This window comes from Kaistella sp. (assembly GCF_041824135.1).
GTDB lineage: Bacteria > Bacteroidota > Bacteroidia > Flavobacteriales > Weeksellaceae > Kaistella.
This window is the reverse complement of record NZ_JBGZYM010000106.1, coordinates 1-20,652: the sequence shown is the minus strand read 5'-3', so window position 1 is coordinate 20,652 and position 20,652 is coordinate 1. Positions and strand designations below refer to the sequence as shown.

At 36.0% G+C, this 20,652-nt stretch carries 20 protein-coding genes; 6 read left to right on the top strand and 14 right to left on the bottom strand.

Annotation, left to right across the window (positions count from 1 at the left end; genetic code table 11):
- Positions 1-205: 205 nt before the first annotated feature.
- The 3 genes from ACEYOS_RS13580 to ACEYOS_RS13570 all read left to right on the top strand — a co-directional run bounded on the left by ACEYOS_RS13580 (position 206) and on the right by ACEYOS_RS13570 (position 4,140).
- Entirely contained in the window at positions 206-2,296 is a 2,091-nt protein-coding gene (locus ACEYOS_RS13580; protein ID WP_373710079.1) for a M13 family metallopeptidase, read from the top strand.
- 100 nt (positions 2,297-2,396) lie between these two features.
- Positions 2,397-3,251, top strand: a complete 855-nt coding sequence (locus ACEYOS_RS13575; RefSeq protein ID WP_373710078.1) for an alpha/beta hydrolase family protein — start codon at positions 2,397-2,399, stop codon at positions 3,249-3,251.
- 61 nt (positions 3,252-3,312) lie between these two features.
- Positions 3,313-4,140 carry a TerC family protein gene (locus ACEYOS_RS13570; RefSeq protein ID WP_373710077.1) on the top strand — a complete coding sequence of 276 codons (828 nt, stop codon included), beginning with the start codon at positions 3,313-3,315 and terminating at the stop codon, positions 4,138-4,140.
- Between the two features lie 68 nt (positions 4,141-4,208).
- Here ACEYOS_RS13570 and ACEYOS_RS13565 read toward each other — a convergent pair whose 3' ends face one another.
- Positions 4,209-5,123 (bottom strand): T9SS type A sorting domain-containing protein, encoded by a 915-nt coding sequence (locus ACEYOS_RS13565; RefSeq protein ID WP_373710076.1) that lies wholly within the window; start codon positions 5,121-5,123, stop codon positions 4,209-4,211.
- A 188-nt stretch (positions 5,124-5,311) separates the two neighbouring features.
- Here ACEYOS_RS13565 and ACEYOS_RS13560 point away from each other — a divergent pair, with 188 nt between their 5' ends.
- Positions 5,312-6,145, top strand: a complete 834-nt coding sequence (locus ACEYOS_RS13560) for a T9SS type A sorting domain-containing protein (RefSeq protein ID WP_373710075.1) — start codon at positions 5,312-5,314, stop codon at positions 6,143-6,145.
- Between the two features lie 70 nt (positions 6,146-6,215).
- On the opposite strand, the gene ACEYOS_RS13555 is transcribed toward ACEYOS_RS13560, so the two are convergent.
- From ACEYOS_RS13555 to ACEYOS_RS13495, 13 genes are all read right to left on the bottom strand, one after another.
- A complete protein-coding gene (locus ACEYOS_RS13555) occupies positions 6,216-7,295 on the bottom strand; it encodes a hypothetical protein (RefSeq protein WP_373710074.1) in 1,080 nt (359 codons plus the stop codon).
- Positions 7,296-7,579: 284 nt separating this feature from the next.
- The gene (locus ACEYOS_RS13550) at positions 7,580-8,401 is read right to left on the bottom strand and encodes a flavin reductase family protein (RefSeq protein WP_373710073.1); all 822 of its coding nucleotides are present in this window, start codon (positions 8,399-8,401) and stop codon (positions 7,580-7,582) included.
- An 85-nt stretch (positions 8,402-8,486) separates the two neighbouring features.
- Positions 8,487-8,894, bottom strand: coding sequence for a GxxExxY protein (locus tag ACEYOS_RS13545; protein WP_373710072.1), 408 nt, complete (start codon positions 8,892-8,894; stop codon positions 8,487-8,489).
- A gap of 100 nt (positions 8,895-8,994) precedes the next feature.
- Positions 8,995-10,242, bottom strand: coding sequence for a fumarylacetoacetase (fahA, locus tag ACEYOS_RS13540; RefSeq protein ID WP_373710071.1), 1,248 nt, complete (start codon positions 10,240-10,242; stop codon positions 8,995-8,997).
- Positions 10,243-10,316: 74 nt separating this feature from the next.
- A complete protein-coding gene (locus ACEYOS_RS13535; RefSeq protein ID WP_373710070.1) occupies positions 10,317-10,775 on the bottom strand; it encodes a hypothetical protein in 459 nt (152 codons plus the stop codon).
- A 46-nt stretch (positions 10,776-10,821) separates the two neighbouring features.
- A complete protein-coding gene (hppD, locus tag ACEYOS_RS13530; RefSeq protein ID WP_373710069.1) occupies positions 10,822-11,952 on the bottom strand; it encodes a 4-hydroxyphenylpyruvate dioxygenase in 1,131 nt (376 codons plus the stop codon).
- 207 nt (positions 11,953-12,159) lie between these two features.
- Entirely contained in the window at positions 12,160-12,948 is a 789-nt protein-coding gene (locus ACEYOS_RS13525) for a hypothetical protein (protein ID WP_373710068.1), read from the bottom strand.
- Between the two features lie 144 nt (positions 12,949-13,092).
- Positions 13,093-14,373 carry an acetyl-CoA hydrolase/transferase family protein gene (locus tag ACEYOS_RS13520; protein ID WP_373710087.1) on the bottom strand — a complete coding sequence of 427 codons (1,281 nt, stop codon included), beginning with the start codon at positions 14,371-14,373 and terminating at the stop codon, positions 13,093-13,095.
- 100 nt (positions 14,374-14,473) lie between these two features.
- Complete coding sequence (locus ACEYOS_RS13515; protein WP_373710067.1) at positions 14,474-15,661, bottom strand: homogentisate 1,2-dioxygenase; 1,188 nt, start codon at positions 15,659-15,661, stop codon at positions 14,474-14,476.
- A gap of 150 nt (positions 15,662-15,811) precedes the next feature.
- Positions 15,812-16,348, bottom strand: coding sequence for a hypothetical protein (locus tag ACEYOS_RS13510; RefSeq protein ID WP_373710066.1), 537 nt, complete (start codon positions 16,346-16,348; stop codon positions 15,812-15,814).
- 18 nt (positions 16,349-16,366) lie between these two features.
- Entirely contained in the window at positions 16,367-16,813 is a 447-nt protein-coding gene (locus ACEYOS_RS13505; RefSeq protein WP_373710065.1) for a hypothetical protein, read from the bottom strand.
- A 12-nt stretch (positions 16,814-16,825) separates the two neighbouring features.
- Positions 16,826-17,623, bottom strand: a complete 798-nt coding sequence (locus tag ACEYOS_RS13500; RefSeq protein ID WP_373710064.1) for a lysophospholipid acyltransferase family protein — start codon at positions 17,621-17,623, stop codon at positions 16,826-16,828.
- Between the two features lie 25 nt (positions 17,624-17,648).
- Complete coding sequence (locus ACEYOS_RS13495; RefSeq protein ID WP_373797597.1) at positions 17,649-18,278, bottom strand: CoA pyrophosphatase; 630 nt, start codon at positions 18,276-18,278, stop codon at positions 17,649-17,651.
- A 513-nt stretch (positions 18,279-18,791) separates the two neighbouring features.
- On the opposite strand from ACEYOS_RS13495, the gene mgtE reads away from it, so the two are divergent.
- The gene (gene mgtE / locus ACEYOS_RS13490) at positions 18,792-20,111 is read left to right on the top strand and encodes a magnesium transporter (RefSeq protein WP_373797596.1); all 1,320 of its coding nucleotides are present in this window, start codon (positions 18,792-18,794) and stop codon (positions 20,109-20,111) included.
- Positions 20,112-20,116: 5 nt separating this feature from the next.
- Positions 20,117-20,652: ABC transporter substrate-binding protein (locus ACEYOS_RS13485; RefSeq protein WP_373797595.1), on the top strand; the 536-nt coding region annotated here is incomplete at its 3' end.

Below are 20,652 nucleotides of genomic sequence, written 5' to 3'. Positions count from 1 at the left end.
AAAAAAAGGATGCCGTTGCAATCCCTTACGCAAAGTGGAATCCCTAATATCAAGTCAGTTTGACTTTAAAATAATTGCTATCTTTGAAATATTCATTATAAATCAATAATAAGTCTTCTGAAATCGTCGTTCAAAAATTTTACACCTAAATAAAGTAGAAGATTGACGATACCATAAGACCTTTAAAAATCAATAAATTTAACTTATGAAAAGAATTACCATTACTGTCCTTGCTTTTACGGGCGTAGTTTTTCTGAATTCTTGTTCAACTGCTAAAGTTGCAACCACAGAAACTACGGAAACAACAGAAATGACTGAAGTGAAACCTGTCGTAACCAACGACGAGGGAATCAATCTTTCTTATATGGATTCGTCCATTCGTCCGCAAGATGACTTCTTTAATTATGTCAACGGAAACTGGATGAAGACTGCCGAAATCCCTTCTGACAAATCAAGTTGGGGAAGCTTCAATGCTTTAAGAGAAGATGTTGATAATGCTTCTTTAGGAATTTTGGACAAAATCTTGGCAGACAAATTTGCTCCAGGTTCTGAAGGTCAAAAAATCCAGAATCTTTATGGAACCTTTATGGATTGGGATAAGAGAAATGCCGACGGAATCAATCCTATCAAAGGAGATTTGCAGAAAATCGACAATATTAAAACTGTTGCTCAGTTACAGAATTATTTAACGGAGGCAACCAAAACCAATGACAATCCTTTCTACGCCTGGCGTGTGGGTCCAGATATGAAAAACTCGGTGATGAACGCAGTTTATTTGGGCGGAGCATCATTAGGATTAGGACGCGATTATTATCAGAAAGAAAATGACGCAAACACCAAAACTTTGGTGGAATACAAAAATTACCTGGCTCAGTTATTCGAAGTGATCGGTTATAAAAATGCAGATCAAACTGCTCAGCGAGTGGTTGCTTTCGAAAAACAACTGGCCAACGACATGCTGACCAACGAGCAAAACCGTGATGCGAATTTGCGTTACAACCCGAAAACATTGCCAGAACTTTCGAAATTGGTTAAGCATGTTGATTTGCCGAAATACTTGGCTGATGCTGGTGTAAAAACCGACAAGGTGATTGTAGGTGAACTTAAATATTACCAGAAAATGGATTCCTGGATGAACGAAAGAACACTTCCGCTTATCAAAGAATATATGAAAGCGAGAATGGTTTCAGGAAATGCTGGAAATCTGGATAAGAAATTAGATGACTTAAGTTTCAATTTTTATTCAAAATATCTACAGGGTCAGCAAGAGCAAAGAGCGATGAACAAAAGAGGTTTAGGCGTGATCAATGGTGTTTTAGGAGAAGCATTTGGTAAATTATATGTAGACCAGTATTTTCCAGCTGAAGCGAAAAGCCAGATGGAAACGTACATTATGTATATCAAAAAATCGTTTCAGCAACATATTGCCGATAACGATTGGATGACTCCAGAAACGAAAGTGAAAGCTCAGGAAAAATTAGCGAAATTCTCTGTGAAAATTGCTTATCCAGACACTTGGAAAGATTATTCCAAATTACAGTTAAACAGTAAAGATGAAGGTGCAACGTATTACAAAAACCTTCAAAATATTACAGAGTGGTCTTACGCTAAAAATTTAGAGAAAGTAGGAAAAGCTGTTGATAAAACCGAATGGGGAATGTCGCCACAAACGGTAAATGCATACTACAGTGGTTCTAACAACGAAATCGTTTTCCCAGCTGCGATTCTTCAGCCGCCGTTCTTTAACTTTAAAGCCGATCCTGCTGTAAATTTTGGTGGAATTGGAGCCGTAATCGGTCACGAAATTTCGCACGGATTTGATGATTCAGGTTCTAGATTTGACGGTGATGGAAACTTGAATAACTGGTGGTCTGAAGCGGATCGTAAAAACTTCGATGCGAAAGTTGGAGCTTTAGCAACTCAGTATGATGCTTACGAACCGGTAAAAGGAAGTTTCATCAACGGTAAATTTACCAGTGGAGAAAATATTGGTGATTTAGGTGGAGTAGCCGTGGCTTATACTGCCCTTCAAATGTATTTGAAAGATAAAGGAGATCCAGGATTAATCAGTGGATTTACACAAGATCAAAGATTCTTTATGAGTTGGGCAACCGTCTGGAGAACCAAATCAACGGAGAAATATATGGTAAATCAAGTGAAAACCGATCCTCACTCCCCTGGTTATTTCCGTGCGTTTGGACCCTTGGTGAACCAGGATTCATTCTACAAAGCATTCGACGTTAAGCCGGGTGATAAATTATACAGAGCGCCAAATGAAAGAATAAAAATTTGGTAAAATTGTAAGATTAAATAATTCAAACCCTTTCAGCCCTTTTGTGGTTTGAAGGGTTTTTTGTTTTAAATCAGTAACTTTAATAAAAATAAAAAGATTCATCATGAAACTAAATATCGATCGAAATATCATCATTGAAAATTCCGAAACGCGGGACTTTTTAGCAGATTTTTATTACCCTGAAAGTGAACAGAAACTACCATTGGTGATTTTCGCTCACGGTTATAAAGGTTATAAAGATTGGGGCGCCTGGGATTTGATGGCTAAGAAATTTGCAGAAGCTGGATTTTTCTTTGTTAAATTTAACTTCTCGCATAACGGAACAACGGTTGGGCAACCAAAAGATTTTGCAGACTTAGAAGCTTTCGGAAATAATAACTTCTCCAAAGAAATGTCAGATTATGATGAGGTTTTAAACTATTTCTATAATCATCAAAAGGTAGATCAAGAAAAGGTTGCCATTATCGGACACAGCCGTGGTGGTGGAATTACCGTCATCAAAGGTTTTGAAGATGAACGCGTAAAAGTTTTAGTTGCTTTGGCAGGAGTCAGCAATTTCAAATACCGTTTCCCTTCTCAAGATCGTTTCGAAGACTGGAAAACCGAGGGCGTAATGTATTCTGAAAACAAAAGAACGCATCAGCAAATGCCGCATTATTTTCAGTTCTTTGAAGATTTTGAGAAAAATGAAAAGCGGTTTGATATTCAATATGCCGCCCAACATTTGGAAAAACCTTTTTTAATTGTTCAGGGAACGAGCGATGACGCTGTGAAAGATAAGGAAGCTTACTTATTAAATGAATGGTGTAAAACGTCGGAACTGGTCTTCATCGAAAATGCGAATCATACTTTTGGAGCGAAAGAACCCTGGACGGAAAAGGAACTTCCCGCCGATTTAGAAAAAGCAGTCCTAGCGATGACATCCTTTATCAGCAAGCAGTTCGAAGAGCCAATGTAAATAAAAATTAATATTAGATTAAATAAAAATTTCGGTAGTTTTGCGCACCAAAATTTAATTTATGATGTTATTATCAGTCCTTGAGTTTCCTGACTTTGCGCAACCGCAAATCTGGATCAGTTTATTAACACTTACTTTTTTAGAGATCATTCTCGGTGTTGATAATATCATTTTTATATCTATTATTTCCGATAAACTACCCAAAGCCAAACAGAAGTTTGCCCGAAATTTGGGATTGGCTTTCGCCATGATTTTCCGTGTTGCTTTATTATTAATGATCAACTGGATTATCGGTTTGAAAGAACCCGTTTTAACCCTACCTTTCTTAGAAGAACCGGGAACTGATATTCCTTTAGCTTTAAGTTGGAAAGATCTAATTTTATTATTGGGAGGTATTTTCTTGATCGGTAAAAGTACTTTCGAAATTCACGGAAAAATGCAGGTTCACGATGAAAATCACAAACCAAAATCTGCAGGTTCATCTTTGATGGCGATGGTGATTATTCAGATTATTATTATCGATATGGTGTTCTCCCTGGATTCTATTCTTACCGCGATCGGTTTGGTAGATAATGTGGTACTAATGATTATTGCCGTGGTTATTTCAATCGGAATTATGATGGCTTTTGCCGGACCAATTTCTGCGATCATCAATAAATATCCGAGTTTGCAAATGCTTGCACTTTCTTTCTTAGTGGTGATCGGTGTGATGTTGGTTTCAGAAGGAATTCATCAGCATGTAAGTAAAAATATTATTTATTCCTGTCTTGCTTTCAGTTTATTAGTCGAAGTTTTAAATATCAAATTGAGAAATAATCAAAACAAAAAAGCCTTAAAATTGAATCCTGATTTAAATGCAGATTTAAGTTTGAAAGATGAAAATAACTAATTAAGACTTTAAAAATTTAGATAAAAAATCCCGCTTCAAATGTGAAGCGGGATTTGTGTTTTTATGAATTACTCTTTAATAATTTTGGTTGTATAAACTGAATCCTTGTCGGTAAGAACTTTTACAAGATATAAACCAGCTTTTAAGTTGTTAAGCGAAACTTGCTTTTGGTCGCTGAATTGAGCAACTTTTTGTCCAACAGCATTATAAACTTCAACTACTTTTATCTTTTCTCCTTGTGGAAGTTCTATTTTTAAAACATCTTTCACTGGATTAGGATAGGTAACCAATTTTTTATTTTGAACTGACTGCACGGCGAGTTCCACATTGTTAATTTTAATGTTATCAATGTACGCAGCACCGCTAAAATTGTCATGTACAAAGTTGATCCCTTCGATATTGGTTTTAGTGAAATTCTCTCCAGTAGCAACTAGGTTTCCATCGATATAATAAAGAATAGAATTCTCCCGAATCTCTATCTTTAGTTTGTACCATTGATTGGGTTCCCATGTAAAATTGGCATTTTCATAATCATAATTTACACTGTTGACCAACTCCAGATTTCCCGTATAATTAAAGGAGTAAACAAAAACAGGCACAAACTCATCTGCGACAATTCCGTATGCTCCGAACTCGAACGTGGAACCTTCCAGTTCAGAAATGTAAACATCGAACTCGACATCCAAATTCTTATAATCAAGACTTGGAGACAGTTCTTTTGCGGCACCAAAAATTGGAAACCAGCCAAAATCCTCATTTAAATCTACATTGATTTTTAAAGATTGAGTACCGTCAGATGCGAATTCATTAGAGACATCTTGATCCTGAATTGGCTGTTCATCAGAATTCAGAGTGACTTCCCAACCGTTCTGATTGTGAATATTTCCTAATGTAAAATTTTCGGAATTTTCAAATGAAATTGTCTGCTGTGCGGCACAGAAAAAAGACGCTGCGGTCAAGGCGATAAGATAAATCTTCTTCATATAAAATTATTTTTTTCAATAATAGGAAAAATTAATTAATTGAATTTTTCAATTTTTTAATCTTTCTTAAAGAAACTGTCGAAATTTTTGAATTATTAATAGAAAGGTGAAAAGTGCTTTTTATTAGATAATTCACGGTCTTTCTAAGTTAGTTTTGCTAGATTTGAATTAATTATAAATTAAACAATATGAAAAATTCTCTACTTTTTGGAATTTCTTTGTTATGTGGCTCCTTTTTGATGGCTCAAAATAGCAATGGAAATCAAGTTACTCAGAAACCTGCTTCAAGTGCTAATCTTCCGTATTCTTACGGATTCGAAACCGTTGATTTGGATGAATGGTTTATCACCAACGAAGGGACCGGTAATATTTGGGAAAGGATGACGGCTTCGGCGTCGACGCCCGATCCTTCTGAAGGAACTTACTACATGATCTACCAATATAACGACACCGATCCAGCCAATACCTATCTTTATTCCAGAGGACTTAACCTGGAAGCTGGTAAGAATTTTACTTTGCAGTTCGATTACCAGGGAATCGACATTTATTTTCCGGAAAAAATGGAGGTGAAGATTGGTTCTGCGGCAACCGTTGCAGGACAAACAACTCAATTATGGATCAATGAAGAAATTGTGAATTATCCCTACGAAACTGCTACGGTGAATTTCACTGTTCCAGCAGATGGTGTTTACTATTTGTCGTTTCGGGCTTTTTCAGATCCAGATCAGTTTTATTTAGCTTTGGATAATGTGAAGATTTTTGAAGCAGACTTGGCCACTCAAAATGTAATTCAATCAACGCTGAAATTTTATCCAAATCCAGTAAAAGATATCCTGACCATTTCTGATGTGAACGAAATTTCAAGTTATACTATCTATGATCTTTCCGGGAAGCAACTTGTCTCAGCTTCTGCAAAATCGTCGAAACTGGAATTAAATGTTTCTCAGTTAAAACCGGGAATGTATATCGTTAAAGCTAAGTCCGATGGAACTTTAAAGACATTTAAATTTATTAAGAAGTAATATCTTCAGTAAATATCCCCATAAAAAAAGCCACAATAATCTGTGGCTTTACGTTTGAAATGTGGTTTGCTTAATATCTCGTAATTGCTGCAAAGCCATTGAATTCATTTAAGGAACCTTTCGGTAAAAAGACTGCGTCACCGCCATAGTTCATATTCATTTCGATCATTTCATCGAAAATGTCATCTATCGCATCTTTCGGTTTCTCGTCATTTTCCTGTAAGAGAGTAACAGAACCATTGCTCAAAAGTGCGGGTTGAAAAAGTCCTTTCTGCACGAAAATGGTCTGTACTTTTCCTTCTTTGATGGCTGCCATGATTTCATTCACGTCACTCAAGAACCGCCCGCCCCCCAAGGCTTGATCCAACTCTTTTTTTAGATCGCTGTTTCTTTTTTCGGTACGCTCTTTAATGATGGGCCATGCTTCTTTTACGATAGCAGCTGCTTTCTCTTCTAGACGATTTCCGTTGAGATAATTCTCAATGATACTTTCCTGCTCATCTGCAATTTTCAGATATTCATGAAAGTTTCCTTCTTCCGTACAGATCAGCACAGGTAAAGGATTTTCTTTTCTGATCTTATTTACTTCTTTATCAATGCGGTTAAAAAATTCTGCAATTAAATTCGTTTTTCGTCCTGCATCAGAACCTTCAATTGCAGAAGTGGTGTGAAATTCTTTATTTTCGATGGGGAAGGGATTTCCAACCTCGCGAATGACATCATCGTTCATCGCTTCAATCAACCTCACTTTTTGCTGACTCAAAACCAAAACGTAATAATTGGAAGTCAGGTGAATCGCTCTTAACAAATCACGGGTTGCAAATGTATCGCCGATAATGACGCGATCAACCACGGCAATTGGTAATCTAATAAACTCAGCGATCTGCTTCTCCACGTTTACAAAAAGAATCAAACTTTCTAAGTTATGGGAGTGGTCAATCGTGGCTGCGAGTTTTGTTAAATATTCTGCGATTTCTTGCGCTTTATTTTTCTCTAAAGATGTCATCAATCGTTCTGCTGCTTCCTTTATAGAATTTTTTAGAACGATGGCATCTTTTTGATTTTCTGGTAAAGTTCGATGCGTATTTAAAATTAGAGTGATACAATTTTCAGCAGTAACTTTTTTCAGTTCATTTAATTTCTTGTTCATATTGTTTCTTTTAAAAATTATTGTGAATCTTTCTTTAGAAAATCCATTTCATTGATTTAAACAAATTGTAAAATTTCGCTTTGATGTTATTCGTCTAATTAAATGAAGATGGTGTTTTTCTTTGATTTTAATATAGGTAAAATTTACGTCAATTCCTAATATCAGGACAATGTGAACGATTGTGTTTAATTCAATGGTCAATTTTAAAAAATTAAATATGTAGTCAAAAGTTCTAAATAATTAAAAAAAGAACAAAAAAAAGAGTGACTTAATCACTCTCTTATTTATTGTTTTAAAATTTCCCAGGCTTCCACAATTTGATGTTGATGCAGGAGTTTTTGCGCTTGTACATGAATCGTTTCCTCCGACGAAAAATCACCGCTTGGTAATTCTTCGGTGTTCGCTAACATTCCTAAATCATTTCCAGTAAAAATTGTGCTTAATTTGATGGAGTCGGGTAATCGGTCAAATCCAATTCCCTTTGTAACCAAAGGTTTCGGAACTTCAAACAAGTTATCTGCATTATTTCTGGAATACCAGTTTCCACCTAATCTGGCGACCAGATCTAATTTTTTTTGATCTAATGTTCCTTGCTCATTCAGGTATTCTTCCCGAACATGAATATTAATGACTTCACAAATGACTAAATTTCCAGCGCCGCCTTCTGTTCCTAAGTGTTTAACTTCTAAAACTTTACACTCTAAATTAACCGGACATTCTTCAATTAATTTTGGTTGAACTACGTCTGCATCTTTCATGGTCAATCCAGCTTTCACGAACTCATTCACTTCTTTCCCGTATTCCGTAGAAGAAAGAGAAATCTGCTGAACAATTTTATAGTTAACAATGCCAATAACTACTTCAGGAACTTCCAGAACATTCTCTAAAGTATGCTTGGTCGTATTATCCCGAACTCTTCTCGCTGGCGAAAAAATCACTACAGGCGGATTTGAACTGAACATATTAAAGAAACTGAACGGACTTAAATTGACGTTTCCATCTTTATCAACCGTTGACGCTAAAGCAATTGGTCTTGGTGCAATTGCGGTCTGCAAAAGCGTTTGTAATTCGAAGTTATTTAAGTCTTGTGGAGAAATTGTTTTCATTTTTATGGTTTTAAACCACAAAGTCACAAAGTGTTTATGGTTTTATTTTGTTATAAATTTTGTTTCAGATCATCAAGATTATAGATTACATCAATGCTTTGTAGTATTCATTAACAAAGGTTTCTTGCCCTTGATGCATTATGTTTTTCACATTAAAATTAACTAAAATTCCTTTAGGTTTTTTCATCAAATTGATATAATTAAGTATTTGCGCTCGATGGATATCACTCAGTGCTGAAACAGATTTCAATTCTATTACAATGCAATCTTCAATTAAAAAATCACAGAAGAAATCACAAAAAAGTTCTTTCTCTTTATAGAAAAGCGGAATTTTAAACTGCGATTTAAATTTGATGTCTCTTAACTTAAGTTCTTCTTCTAAACATTTATGATAAACACTTTCGAGTAATCCAGGTCCGATGATTTTGTGTACTTCAATACAAGCTCCATTAATTTTATAAGTTAGCTCATCAACTCGGGATTGTGTAGTCATAATTTTGAAGTTGAAATTTCTGTTAATTATTCAAACAATCTTCATGAACTTTTAGGAAGTATCATTGTTACTTGATTCTTTGTGACTTTGTGGTTATGAATTATTTCGCAGCCAACACCTTTCCTCTAACTTCACCAAAACCAACGCGCATTCCATCTTTTTCAGCATGCCCTCTCATAATCACGGTGTCATTATCATTAATGAATTTACGTTCTGTTCCGTCTGATAATTTCAAAGGTTCTGTACCGCGCCAAGTTAGTTCGAGCATAGATCCAAAAGAGCTTTTGTCAGTTCCTGAGATGGTGCCGGAAGCATACATGTCGCCAACTTCTACATTACAACCGTTTACCGTGTGATGAGCGAGTTGCTGCAGCATATTCCAATACATGAATTTATAATTGCTTTGCGAAATTAAATTCTCTTGTCCATTTTCCGGTTGAATATAGACTTGAAGTTTGATGTCGAAATTCTGATGACCTTCAAATTTTAAATAATCTAAAACTTCAGGTTCCTGTTTGGGCGAATCTGTTTTGAAAGGCTTCAAGGCTTCTAAAGTTACCACCCAAGGCGAAACTGTAGAGCAGAAATTCTTTCCTAAAAATGGTCCGAGGGGAACATATTCCCAACTCTGAATATCTCTGGCCGACCAATCATTAAAAATGACCAGTCCAAAAATAGCATCTTCAGCTTCCGCAGTTGAAATACTGTCGCCCATTTCGGTGTTTTTATTCACGATGAACGCCATTTCCAATTCGAAATCGAGTTGTTTGCAAGGTCCAAAAATCGGATTTTCATCAGCGACTGGTTTGGTCTGACCTTTCGGACGGTGAAATTCTGTTCCCGAAATGATGATCGAAGAAGCGCGACCGTGGTAACCAACCGGGAGATGTTTCCAGTTTGGTAGCAATGCGTTTGCTGGATCTCGAAACATCATGCCGACATTAGTCGCATGTTCGATGCTGCTGTAAAAATCGGTGTAGTTTGGTACATGAACAGGCATCATCATTTGAACTTGATTGAAATCGTAGAAACATTCTTCAATCGTTTTTTGATCACCAGCCAGTTTCGAGTCTTCGTGTAAAAGTTCCTGCAGTTTCAACCTTACGGCTTTGGTGACCGGTTTGCCTAATTCTATAAATTCATTTAAAGTAAAGGCTTCAAATATATTTTCTTCGATTCCTTCAATTTCATCGAAAAATCCGTAATCGTACAAAGTAGCTAAGTCGATCACCATGTCACCAATTCTGGAACAACAGGCGATATATTCTTTGTTAAAAACCCCAACGCCAAAAGGAATATTGTGAATTGAAAAATCTGAATTTTCTGGATATGTTATAAATGATTTCATAATAATTGTTCGTTATAGAAAAGGTTCAAAGCATGGATTTTAATTCCGGCCTTGAACCTTATTTTGTTTGCTGTTTATTTTTTGTTGAGCGCACGTTCCTCGATCCATCGTTCTTTCGTGTTGATGTCGATGAGATAAAGAATTTTTTTCTGTTGGGTCATCAAGAATGTTTTGGTAATCGGTAAAGGTAATTTTTTGCCTTCCAGTTCATCCGCTCTTAGAGAGAGAATCTGATTCTTTGACCGAACGACGTCGCCGGAAAAAACATTAGAAGAGGTGTCGCCCGTTTTCTTGTCATCAAAAACTTCTACGTAAGTTGCGAGGTTGCCTTTAATAATGATAAAGTTTCTTTCAATATGATCATCGAAATCTTTAATCAAAACAAATTTCACATCGTCGATGACAACATTACTTAGATTTTTGTTCAGTCCTTTTTTTTCTTCCAGACGATCGAGAATCGCATTGATCGTTCCATATTGCGCTTTAAAACCCAAAGCGGAAATTAAAAAAAGAACTGCGAATATTTTTTTCATTAAAGTATTTTTTAGTTCAAATTCAGGTCGAACTCAAAGGTGTTTTTTATAGGTTACCTCTTTTTGCCTGTTCTCTTTCTAATGCTTCGAATAATGCTTTGAAATTTCCAGCTCCAAAACTTTGGGCTCCGTGTCTTTCGATAATTTCGAAGAAAAGAGTAGGACGGTCTTCAACTGGTTTGGTGAAAATTTGGAGTAAATAACCTTCTTCATCGTGGTCGATCAAAATTCCTAAATCCTGTAATTTTTTTAGATCTTCATCAATGTGACCAACTCTTTCGGGAACCATTTCGTAATAAGCTTCTGGCGGTGCAGAAAGAAATTCAATTCCTCTTGCTTTTAATTCGACAACGGTTTTAATGATGTCTTTGGTCGCAACCGCGATATGCTGAACGCCTTCGCCTTCGTAATAATCTAAATATTCTTCTACCTGAGATTTTTTCTTTCCTTCGGCCGGTTCATTGATAGGAAATTTTGCAAAACCATTTCCGTTACTCATCACTTTAGACATCAACGCAGAATATTCAGTGTTGATTTGCTTGTCATCAAAACTTAGAATATTTACAAATCCCATAACGTCTTCATACCATTTTACGACAGGAATCATTCGGTCCCAATCCACATTTCCTACGCAGTGATCAACATAAAGAAGACCTACCTCTTCTGGTGCGTAATCACTTTCCCATTTTTGAAAGCCAGGCATAAATTCACCGGTGTAATTTTTCCGTTCGATAAACATGTGGATCGTTTCGCCGTACGTGTAAACGCCAGACATTCTTACCTCGCCATGTTCATCGGTTAAGGTTTGAGGTTCAAGGTAAGGTTTAGCGCCTCTTTTCGTTGTTTCTTCAAAAGCTGAATAAGCATCATCAACCCAAAGTGCCAAAACCTTCACGCCATCGCCATGTTTTTTTTGATGCTCACAAATCGGAGAATCAGAATTAAGACCAGACGTAAGAACCAGTTTGATTTTACCCTGTTGCAAAACGTAAGATGCTCTGTCTCGAATACCAGTTTCTGGTCCCGCATAGGCTAACGATTGAAAGCCGAATGCAGTTTTGTAAAAATGGGCAGCCTGTTTGGCATTTCCCACGTAAAATTCTATATAATCTGTTCCGTTTATGGGTAAGAAATTCTCTGCTTGCGCTATTTTTTCAGCAAATGTAAGTGTTGACATTTTATTCTTTTTTAGGTAATGCAAAGTACAAAAATTTTAGGAGTACTAAAAACGGTGCTAGAATAAATGCAAATAGTGATAGGTATTTTTAAGTTTTTTTATGTCTAAATTTTGCGGAATAATCGCGATACTTTTGTGCCTGTAAAAAAGCACAGCGCGATTCTAAATACACAAATGATGATTTTTAAACTAAGCCGGTCGAGTGGCTTAGTTTATTTTTGCCAAATTCGCAAAATCTGGATTGTAGTTGTCCCAAATTTTCCAGTGATCACCGAAGTTTCTGATAAAGTAAAACTGGGTATTGATGTGATGCACGACGAAATTGTTTTCTCGCTCGTCTTTAAAAACCAGATTCCAAAATTCTTTTGTTTTAATCACTCTTAGTTCTGAATCTTCAGATACTGTCGTAATTTGATAAATTTCATAATTGGAGCGATTGTTTTCGGTAACAAAAACCAAGTTGTTTTCGCTTTTGTCTTTGAGATACGACACCGTTCTTGCTAAAATTGGAGAGTCTTTACCAACCGTAGTTGAAAGTTTTTCAAGATTAATGTTGGGCAAATATTTGAGTGCATCGAACTGAAATTCACAAAATTTAGATACCAGTTCTTTATCGGATAAGTTATTGTTGGCATCCTCTTCTGGCTTTAAGTTATTCTCGTCTTTAAAGTTTTGATGGATATAATCATTCAAATCATTTTTGCCGAGGAAGATGCAAATTTTATCTAATGTTTTGATGAAACGTAAATCATTATGCGTTTTAAACTGATAGTCGTTTTCGAAAAACCGCTGTAAAGTTATTGGGGAAATAGTAGTTCCCAAACTGAGTCTTCTAGGATCAGTTAAAGGTAAAGAATTCGCTAAATTTTCTGAAATAATGTCTGCCAAAATCACAAACTGGCTTCTTTTCCAATCCTCAATCATTCCTAAAAGTGAAGATTTCAAATCAGGATGATTTTTAATATCTTCTTTTATTGTATTGTAGATTTTTTCCAAATTAGATTCTTTTGTTCGGCAAATATAATATTCTTCTCAACGAGAAGAATCAATAAGTGACTATTTAATAAATTATTTCAAATCAATACTTTTTCAAATCAAAAATCCCCAACTTTCATTGAGGATTTTGAGCTGTTTTATTGTTTAAACCAATACTTTAAATCTTTCAAACGCAGCTGCATCAAGCATTTCTCTGTCGTCAGGGTGGGCGATTTCAATCAGTGCTTTTGCTCTTTGTCTTAAATTTTTTCCATACAAATAAGCTACACCGTATTCAGTAACGACGTAATGAATATGACCTCTAGTAGTTACAACTCCCGCGCCTTGTTTTAAGAAAGGGGCAATTCTCGGAATTCCTTTTTTAGTTCTGGATGAGATAGCGATGATTGGTTTTCCACCATCAGAAAGTGCTGCACCACGCATGAAATCCATTTGTCCACCAATTCCACTGAACTGATAAGTTCCAATAGAATCTGCACAAACCTGTCCGGTTAAATCAATTTCAATGGCGGAATTGATCGCAACCATTTTTTTATTTTTCATGATATTGATCGGATAATTCACATGCTCCACATCCATGAATTCGAAGGATGGATTATCATGAATATAATCATACAATTTACGGGTTCCGAAAGCAAAACTGGTAATCGTTCTGTTAAGATGCGTTCCCTTGTATTTATTGGTAATGATGTCATTAGCAACTAAATCTACGATTCCGTCACTGATCATTTCGGTGTGCACACCTAAATCTTTGTGATTATGCAGGCATTTTAAAACCGCATCTGGAATGGTTCCGATACCCATTTGCAATGTGGATCGATCATCAATTAATTCTGCCACGTTTTTACCAATCAACATTTCACAATCACCGACCTTTGCGCCGTAGTCAACGGTCAGCAATTCTTCTTCATGCCATACCATTTTGTGGATTTTAGTATAGTGAATCATTCCATCACCATGCGTTCTTGGCATTCTTGGATTAACCTGAGCGATGATGATTTTTGCAGTATCAACTGCACTTCTCGCCACGTCAACCGAAGTTCCTAAGGTACAATATCCATGATTATCTGGTGGAGAAACTGTTACCATCGCAACATCAAGTGGAAGCATTCCTCGTTTAAAAAGAATAGGAATTTCACTTAAAAAAACAGGTACAAAATCACCACGATCCGAATTCACAGCCTCTCTAACAGGCGTTGAAACGAAGAGTGAATTGATATAAAAGCTGTCTTTATATTGAGGTTTTGCAACTTCTACATTTCCCTGTTGCGTGATCGAAACGAACTCTACATCTCGCAATCTGCCGGCTTGGTTAGCCAACTCGCTGATTAAAAGATTTGGAGTACAAGCACTTCCGTGAGAAAAAATCCGGTCACCACTTTTTATTAATGAAATTGCGTCTTCGGCACTGACATACTGAATCATATTTTTATTTTTTAATTGCTGTTGTTTACCTTTCAAAAGTAATTCTTTCATTTCAGAATTGAAATGAGCAAAATCAGTTTTGATAAAAGTCATAAAGAAATTATTCCTGGCTACGGTCCGCTATGTAATTATCCTCCTCTTCCAGCCAAGAAGTTTTATAAGAAGGATCTTCTACTTTCATCGCTTCTTCGGTAATTTTAAAAGGTCTGAAAGGATCGATCATCACCGCAAATTCTTCCGTAGATTTTTTGCCGATGCTGCGTTCCATCGCTCCGGGATGAGGACCATGGACAATTCCGCCTGGATGTAAAGTGAAATCCATTAAGTCGATATGATTTCTGCTCATAAAATCACCTTCTGTATAAAACAGAACTTCATCAGAATCGATGTTGGAATGATTGTATGGAGCAGGAATTGCTTGTGGATGGTAATCATACATCCTCGCCACAAACGAACAAACCACGAAGTTATGCGCTTCAAAATTCTGATGAATAGGCGGCGGCAAGTGAACTCGACCAGTGATCGGTTCGAAGTTTTTAATATTGAATTTATAGGGATAAAAATAACCATCCCAGCCAACAACATCAAATGGATGCGTGGCGTAAATGAAATCCCAGATTTGATCTTCTTTCTTTACTTTAATTAAAAATTCGCCTTTCTCATCGATAGGTTCCACAAATGTTGGAGCGATCATATCTCGTTCGCAAAAAGGAGAATGTTCCAGCATTTGTCCAAACTCATTTCTGTATCGTTTTGGAGTATTGATCGGCGAATGGCTTTCGATAAAGAGAAGCGTGTTATTTTCGTCTTTAAATTCTATTGAATAAATGGTTCCTCTTGGAATAATTAAATAGTCACCGTAAGAAAACTCAAGGTTTCCGAGAAAAGTTTTCAGTGTTCCGCTTCCTTCATGAATAAATAAAAGTTCATCGCACTCTGCGTTTTTATAAAAATAGTCGGTTGATTTCTTCGGTTTTGCAAGTCCCATTTTCAAATCGTTGTTGACCAGCAAAATTTTTCTACTATCCAAAAAATCGTTCTCTGCTGTCACGTTCATTCCTTTGAACATCCGCGGAGTTACATTTTTAGCCACTGCAATTTTTGGACTTACATCTTTCGGCTCGCTGATCGATTTAATTTGCGTTGGTCTGTGAATATGGTATAAAAGTGATGAAATTCCGTGGAATCCTTCGGTACCGAAAAGTTGTTCGTAGTAAAATTGATCATCCTCTGATTTGAAAACAGTATGTCTTTTTTGTGGAATTTTTCCGGAATGCTGATAACTCATTTTTTACAATTTTAGATAGTAAATTTAATGAATTTTTATTTGCTGAGAATTACCGACTTCTTTTACAGCTTGCTATTATTCTAATTGAATAACTGCTAAAATTTTAAATAAAATTATAGGGAATTATTTGTGTATTCGTGGCCTTTTATTCTACTCAAAACTCATCACCGGTTCGTAAAAATCTTCTTCCATCACGCCGAATTGCTGAGAAAGCAATTTAAGACCCTCGATGTTTTGGATCAGATTTTCATCAGAAGACGAAATAGGAATGTCGCCAAGATTGGTTTGTAAAGTAAACTTAGAATCTATTTTTGAAAAAGCTGTTCCGGTAAATTCTAACTTTCTAAAAAAATTGGATGATGCTTCTACAAGCTCGGACAGATTCGAATGATAGACCAGAACACCGCCCGGAGTAATTTTTTCAATCACCGAGATAACATCCTTACTAGAGATGTCAGAAGTGATCAGTGCAATATTCGGTTCGAATAAAGTTGCTTCTTCAAGATTAGAAGTTTCCAGGATGACAAAATCGGTATCTGAATTTTTGAACGAGCCTTCTTCTAAATAAAAGTCAAAATCTTTTTCATGAAACTGAAGAACTTCAAGTAAAAGTTGGGTGACGGCAGATTGGGAACTTAATACAAGAACTCTGGTTTTGTTTTTAGATTGCTCTAAGATATTTTGCATCGGTTGAGTCGAGTTATTTTAAGAATCCAGATTTACTTTGCTGTCAATGACTTGTTGAAAAGTATTTACAATCTTTTCCCATTGATCTTTGTTTTTCTCCATAATCAAAGAAGCATCTGTTTTACTACCAGCGTTACTACCTCTTTTTACATTGATCTCAACAGAAATATTATCATATAACTTTCTATAATCTTCTTGAATTCTTGTAAATTTATTTTGAGTCAATGTGTTCTCAATGTTTTTTAAATCTTCATTGGTAATCGTAAAATCTTTTTTGATGTTTTTACCATGTCCTTCAAAAGAATAATGAGCTTTATTTCCTTTTATTAGTAAGTTTTCATAAATCGGAGAAAGACCACCACTTCTGGCAAAACTATAATCGAAATCAGAATATTTTTTTTGATTGCTGCTGCTGGCGCAACCCGCTAAAATCATTATTAGAAATACAAAAATCGCTTTTTTCATAGGAACTTTTAATTAATTTTGAACTTCAGCTTTTTGTGCTTTTAGTTCTTCATCATAATCGTGTAGAACGTTAAAATCCTCGGTTTGTTCTATAGCAACCATGATTTTATGCATGATCGTACGTGCATCGTCGTTCTCATAATCGATATCTAAAGCTGGTTTAAATTCCATTGTTGGCTTAACTCCGGTTACCTTTACACGCAAACCCTGTTTGTCGAACGCCCGTCGAAAACCATTAATTTTTATTGGAATTACAATGGGTTTTTGATTTTTAACCAACTTCGCTGTTCCTTTTCTACCTTGAGCAAAAGCCGAAGTTGTTCCTTGCGGAAACGTAATCACCCAACCGTTATCGAGCGCCTTCATGATATTTTCAACTTCTGATAAATCTACCATTCTGTTGACGTTGTGGCCTTCTGCTCGCCAGGTTCTTTTTACGGTAACGGCGCCAGCTAATTTAAAGATTTTAGTCATGAAACCTTTGTTCATGGTTTCTTCAGCTGCAACATAATAAATGTCAACTTTTGGATTTAAGAGATAAATCGGATTTTTAATAGAATTTAAATAACCATTATTTACAGCACAAAAAGCCTGGTACATCGCTGCAACATCAGCGAAATACGTTTGATGGTTGGATACGAAAAGAACGTTGGTATCTGGTAAATCGACCAAATGGTCGGTTCCGGAAATTTTCAATTTATTAAATCCATTGAACCTTCTGTAGGAAATAATTCCTAAAACGAAAATAATCAGTCTTTTTAGGAAATACAGATTACCAAAGGCATCCGTGAAAATATTTTTCTTGGCCATTATCTAATTAACATAATCCGCGAATTTACAAATTTTTCAGCAACTGACTAAACTCGCTTAAGATCATCGAAGTCGCGCCCCAAATGATATAACCATTAAAATCGATGACCGGAACTTTCACGCCGCGGGACCTTGGTAAAACTCTCATTTCTGGCTCATTACCTAAAGTTAATATTGATGAAATCGGAAATTCTATCAACTCAACTGCCTCGGTTTCCTGTAGGAAAAACTGTGGATTTTTCTTGGTATAAGATACGAACGCTTTCACATAAAAATTGCTCGGTGGAATATAAATCGGCGAAAGTTCTCTAATGATTCTTATATAATGTTCATCAATACCAACCTCTTCTGAAGTTTCGCGTTTGGCTGTGGCCGCAAAATTAAGATCAAAATCTTCTTTTTTTCCACCGGGTAAAGAAATTTGTCCGCTGTGTCGGTCTCGTTCATTTTCGCTACGAACAAAAAGCGGTACATACCATTCGTTTTCTTTTAAATATAATAAAATGTTGACGGCGGCGAACTTTGGATTTTTAGTTAAAATTTCATCGTAAGAATATAGTGGTCGATAAGGTGGTGAGTAAACTTCGTGGGCGGCTTCACCCTGAAGTGTTGCCTGCTGTATTTTTGTGAGTAAATCTCTGCCAAAGGTTTTCATGACGTAAATTTAGGGAATTAGTCTTCGAAACTGTTTTAAAGGAAAGTTAAAATTTGGTGAGAATTATTTCAAAAACTGAGTTGGTGTTCATCGATCTAAGCTTATTTAAAGTTCGGTAAGATGGTTATAAGTGTTTTATTAAGCCTACATCTTCGAGGATTCAATATATTAAAGAACCGTTGGGATTATAATGATGAGATATTCCATAGTTGTCTCGCTGGAAAGAATCAAAATGTTTTGTTCATTAACGACTAGAATTGTAACCATCGTTAAATCCTCTCTTGAAAGACGAAGCGTGCTCTCTCCAATTCCAAATGCTTTCGATTACAAATAATGTAAATATTCCCAAAAGGAAAAATTTTACGTCTCTTTTACTGATTTTGTTCATTTTGTTGTTTTATAAATGATGGTTAATGCTAGGTTATCGCTACAATCACTCCCAAAACTACAACATTTTTTAATTTTAATCTTTTTTATTTTCGTTACTTTTGCAATTCTCTAAAAATACCGTATTTGGAAAGTCAGGAACTTATTTTTAATCCGCAGGATATTGCAGAAACGCTCAGCCAACTTCGTGGCGACGAGCGGCTTTTGGCATTTTTAAAGGTTCCAAAGCAATATAAATCCAATGTCTTTTCGCATTTAGACCCAGATTTTCAGGAAGAAACCATTCGCAGTATTGCCAGTGAAGACGCTTCTGAAATTCTGAATGCCATGAGTCCGGATGACAGAACGGCTTTGTTTGAAGATTTTCCCGATGAATTAATCCGGTATTCCATCAATCATCTTAATCCGCAGGAACGAAGAATTGCGCTGAAACTTTTAGGTTATCATGTAGATTCTATTGCGCGATTGATGACGCCATACTATATTCAAATCCGTAAAGAATGGACCGTCAAAAGATGTTTCCAGCAAATTAAAAAAGTGGGCAAGAAGGTAGAAACCATGAATCATCTTTATGTGGTTGATGAAAAAAACCGACTTGTAGATGATATCGCGATTGGATCTTTATTACTTGCCGAAGAAGATACTTTAATCTCCGAAATTACTGATAATCATTTTGTTGCAATCAAAACAACGACGACGAAAGAAGATGCGGTAACCTATTTCGAAAAGTATGACCGGTCTGCTTTGCCGATTGTTACTGAAGCCGGCGTGCTGGTCGGTATTGTAACCATTGATGATATTTTGGATCAGATTGAAGCACAAAATACAGAAGATATTCAGAAATTCGGGGGTGTTGATGCGCTCGATATGCCATATACTCAAACCTCGTGGACCGAGATGATCAAGAAGCGCGGAACGTGGTTGGTGATTCTTTTCTTTTCGGAAATGTTAACTGCGTCGGCGATGGGTTTTTTCGAACATGAAATTGAAAAAGCAGTCGTACTTGCCTTATTCGTTCCATTGATTATTTCCAGTGGAGGAAACTCGGGATCACAGGCGGCAACCTTGATTATTCGCGCTATGGCACTTCAGGAAATTACGTTGAAAGATTGGTGGTACGTCATGAAAAAAGAAATTGTATCCGGCGTTTTTCTGGGTGGGATTTTAGGAATTATCGGTTTTACCAGAATTATGATGTGGCAGAAAATGGGCTTGTATGATTATGGAGAACATTGGGTTTTTATCGGACTGAGTATCGCAGTATCACTCGTGTTAATCATTCTATGGGGAACACTTTCGGGTTCTATGATTCCTTTTGTTTTAAAGAAATTCAAACTGGATCCTGCAACTTCCTCCGCACCATTTGTAGCAACACTGGTGGATGTCACTGGTTTGATCATTTACTTCACCGTGGCAGGCATGTTCTTAGCGGGTAAATTACTCTAAATTCCATGAAAATTATTTCGCTGGTTCCCAGTATTACTGAAACTTTATTTGATTTTGGCTTAACTGCTGATGAAGTTGTTGGAAGAACGAAATTCTGCATTCATCCTTCAGATTTGGTGAAGAAGGTGGAAGTGATTGGTGGAACAAAAAATTTGAATATTGATAAAATTAGATCTTTAAAACCAGATTTAATTATCGCCAACAAAGAAGAAAACGAAAAACTTCAGGTAGAGGAATTAATGAAAGATTTTAAAGTTTGGGTTACTGATATCGAAACTTTAGAAGACAATGCTAATTTCATTTCTGAACTCGGAAAGGTTTTAAATAAAGAAGATTTAGCAAAGAATTATAATCACAAAATCGCTTCTGGTTTTACTCAAATTAAAGTTTCGCAAACCAAAAGGATAGCTTATTTAATTTGGAAGAATCCTTATATGACCGTAGGTTCGGATACTTTTATTCATGAAGTATTACAGAAATTAGGATTTGAAAATTTATTTAAAAATAAAAAGAGATATCCCGAAGTTTCTGTGGAAGAATT